The 3529-nt window shown below is 36.6% G+C and carries 4 protein-coding genes; all 4 read right to left on the reverse strand.

Translation table 11 applies throughout. The features are described 5' to 3' along the window. Positions 1-376: 376 nt before the first annotated feature. The 4 genes from HW347_RS20480 to HW347_RS20495 all read right to left on the reverse strand — a co-directional run bounded on the left by HW347_RS20480 (position 377) and on the right by HW347_RS20495 (position 3367). The gene (locus HW347_RS20480; protein WP_214613582.1) at positions 377-1342 is read right to left on the reverse strand and encodes an AvaI/BsoBI family type II restriction endonuclease; all 966 of its coding nucleotides are present in this window, start codon (positions 1340-1342) and stop codon (positions 377-379) included. Further along, on the reverse strand, positions 1332-1739 hold the full coding sequence (locus HW347_RS20485) for a DNA cytosine methyltransferase (RefSeq protein WP_214613583.1): 408 nt from the start codon (positions 1737-1739) through the stop codon (positions 1332-1334). The genes HW347_RS20480 and HW347_RS20485 overlap by 11 nt, the downstream gene beginning before the upstream one ends. Next, positions 1729-2487 carry a DNA cytosine methyltransferase gene (locus HW347_RS20490; protein ID WP_214613584.1) on the reverse strand — a complete coding sequence of 253 codons (759 nt, stop codon included), beginning with the start codon at positions 2485-2487 and terminating at the stop codon, positions 1729-1731. The genes HW347_RS20485 and HW347_RS20490 overlap by 11 nt, the downstream gene beginning before the upstream one ends. 265 nt (positions 2488-2752) lie before the next feature. Continuing rightward, positions 2753-3367, reverse strand: a complete 615-nt coding sequence (locus HW347_RS20495; protein ID WP_214613585.1) for a hypothetical protein — start codon at positions 3365-3367, stop codon at positions 2753-2755. Between the last annotated feature and the right edge of the window lie 162 nt (positions 3368-3529).

Consider the following 3529-nt stretch of genomic DNA (forward strand, 5'->3'; position numbering starts at 1 on the left):
AGTAGGTAGTAAAGTTGGCAAAAACAAAATAGCCTTAATTAAAGTCGCGGCATGCCCGGACCGTTGAGGGAAATGAGTGTTACGGGAGTCGTGAAAAAACGGCTATTCATGCAGTACGTGTTTTTTTGCAGCGGAGTAACACGGCCTTTAGGTCATTTCCCTCAACGTCTAGGCTATGATTAGTGTGGGGCGGTGATTTACGATTCCCTCGGCGCCACAGCTCGTAGCCAAATCTTTTTGTTTTGTTTTATTTTTTTGTCTAAAGTAAAATCCCAAAGATTTTGCGACCTCCTAAATATACACAGACCTTGGCGGAAAACCCCAAACCCCACATTAATTATAGCCATTGTTGGCGGTAGTTATTTCCGTTCCTATTCTATCGTTGAGTTACCAACCAATAGCATAAGTTTACAAGTTGATTTTCAACAGTTAGGTTAGCACAATTAGTTATTTGTCCAGTTGTATATTGCGAAAAAATTTCTTTGGACATGCTGATTTCGATAGCGGCACCTATAAAGACTAGAGGAATATCTATGTCGTGTTTTTTGAAGTTGTCACGAACTCTTGAAAGAGCTGTATTTGCTGTTTTCCAATGTTCATCTGCACCAGCAGGGTCAACCCCACCTTTAAGTTCGCCTAAAAGTTCATAATTCGATGGGTTTGAAATCATCTCCTTAAACGCTTTGCCCGTGATTTCTTCTGAATGGCAATTGAGAATTACCAAATCAATATTCTTTTTTACAATAGGAACTGTCAAATTATAAATCAGTTGTCTTTTTCCGCCTGATTTTAAAATCCATTTGATTGCCCTAATATCGGGCACTTGGTCTATAGTATAGTTTTTTGATGCCAACCAAGTTTTCGAAAACTTATCATAATACTCAAAAGAAATATTAAGTACTTGTAGTTGTGAAATTATATTTCTTGTCAGTTTCTCATTGGCAATTGAACCTACTAAGTTTCGCATTCTCCCTCCAAGAGCATCTCCTGAAGTTAGTAAATAACGATAAATAAGTTCTTCAATGTATTGTTCCCCTGAAGGTTCTAGAAATTCTTTAATAAACTCAAGAAGAATATCTTTTAAATCTGAATCAGTTAAATATTTGTTTGCTTTTACCGAAACCCCAGCAGCTTCGTAACAACTGCTTAAAACCTCGTCGAGCTTAAGTATATCCTTTGGTTGTTTTGTCTTTTGCTCTAGTATTAGTTTAAATGCTTTAGCCTTATCTAAATATGGAACAGATTCTTTACTTTTTCTTAAAGCATATTCGAGAAAACCATTTCTGGTTGCTTCATGAGTGCTAACAAGGTCAGAAGCATTTTTTACATATTTATTTATCATCTGGCTCAACTTCGAATATTTGCTCTTTAATTGCCATCGCAACTGCATTAGCAAGAATTGGTGGAACTGCATTGCCAACTTGACCAAATTGGGTCATCGAAACTTCTCTTTTGCTGCTATAAGAGTCGAGTCTAGTTCCAGTAAACTCCCAATCTAAAGGGAATGATTGCAAGCAGGCTAGTTCTCTAACAGTAAGCATTCTATCATCATAGGGATGAATAAAATCTCGATAACCACTTCTCGTTACAGTAGGGGATGGCTTATCAGGGTCTAATCTCCTATAAGTTGAACCGAAAGTTTTTAATATATCTGAAAGTTTACCACCAATTGGAACAATCTTTATTTTGTCTAAAGTTGTAGGTGAATGCGCGGTTTGTTGATGGTTTTTAATAGCCATGTTTTACTATTCTTTCTTTAATTGTTTTGGATATCCTTAAAGCAGTTTCTGAAGGTTCATCGGCTGGGGGCAGTTTTCCAATTGCATCCCATACCGTATTGTACTTTTTCTTTTTATTACCAAAAAGGTCAGTAGATAATTTTTGGGGACTTGTATGTGTTGCTTCTGGAAATTTAAACTTTTTACTCAACCTGTTGCCGACAATAAATACTCTTTCACGAAGCTGTGAAGCACCATAATTGGCTGAATTCAGTACTGTTTTGCTTATTTCATAGTTGTATTCTTTTCCCTCAAAAATTATTGGTTCCGCAATTTCATTCATTATTGCATCCATTGCTTTTCCTCCTTCCCAATTTACCATTCCTTTTACATTTTCCATTACAAAGGCTACAGGTAAACTTTCTCTTACTACCCTTATGAATTGCAGGACTAACATACCTCTAGGGTCGTCCATTCCCATTCTTTTCCCTGCCAGACTAAACGATTGACAAGGCGGCCCTCCAATAACCAATGCCGGCTCTGTAGGTTTTAAGTTTGCCACGTCTAAAATATTCTCAGTTGTAATTTTTGAAATATCTCCTTGTATAACTGGAATTTCGGGTTTGTTTGTTCTCAGAGTTTCACAACAAGATTTGTCGAATTCCACAGCTACAGCAGTTTTAAAGCCAGCCATTTCAAATCCGATGTCCATTCCACCAGCCCCACTAAACAGGCTTATTACCTTGTTTTTTCTCTCAAAATCCTTCATGTTACAAATATATTCCTTTTAATCCATTTCGGATATTTCTTAATATTCTAAGAGTTCCTTTATAATTACCGCCAACGGCTGGGCTAAGCGTAGTGCGGAGGCAAGGAAACTTTTCGTTTCCGTCTGCCGACGTAGCTAAAGCTTATTGTTTTGCTTTTTCTTTTTTGTTCCAAAGCTAAATCCATAAGATTTAGCGACTTTATAAATATACACAGACCATTCGTTTTAACCCTAAAGTCCGCATTACGTTTAGGCTTTGTTGTGCTTAGTGTTTTCCGTCTGAGTAAGCAATTATTTCATACGGTTTCTCAGGAAATCCAAAAAGAACTGCTTTTTCATTATTGATTTCCCTAATTCCGATTAGAGTTCTTCGTTCTCCGTCTCCATAAATCGATGCGAAATAAGTTTCTTGTAAATTTTCCAACACCAATTTTTCTCCTTCTTTTTTTAACCGTTTGTTGATTTTTTGTATTGTCGGGCTGTCCAAATTTTTATTAAAAACAATTAAAATTTTTTCTCCATTCCAGTCCGCATTGAAGTCCACCTTTTGAATTTCTTTATCTGTTAAATTCGTTTTTGTAGGTTCAATTCTTTCATAATCTGTGGCGAATTCAGTTTCTTCAGAAATCGATTCCGTCTCGCTGATTACAGTAACAGTTTTACCGATTTTGTAAATCCGAATGCGATTATCAGCCACAAATTCATATTTTGTTTCAGATAATTTTTCCGTGCGATTTGGTTTCATCTCCAGAATCCCGTTTTTAGCTTTTTCCAAAAGTCCGTAATAAAGGACTTGGTCATTTTCGAACTTAATGAATTCAGGATAGCAGTAAGTATAAGCGTCCTTTATCATTAACCAGGTTCCTTGAAATTTGTCCATTATTTTTACTTGTCTAAATGATTTTTGAACATTAAGCACAACGGTCCGGGTATATCTTCCGGAAGGCGCAGCCTACCGAGTGGAAGATTGCTGTGACTTCTGGAATATATGCCCAGTTGTGTGTAGTTATCTAAAGTAGGTAGTAAAGTTGGCAAAAACAAA

Origin of the sequence: Zobellia barbeyronii (assembly GCF_018603515.1) — a bacterium.
GTDB lineage: Bacteria > Bacteroidota > Bacteroidia > Flavobacteriales > Flavobacteriaceae > Zobellia > Zobellia barbeyronii.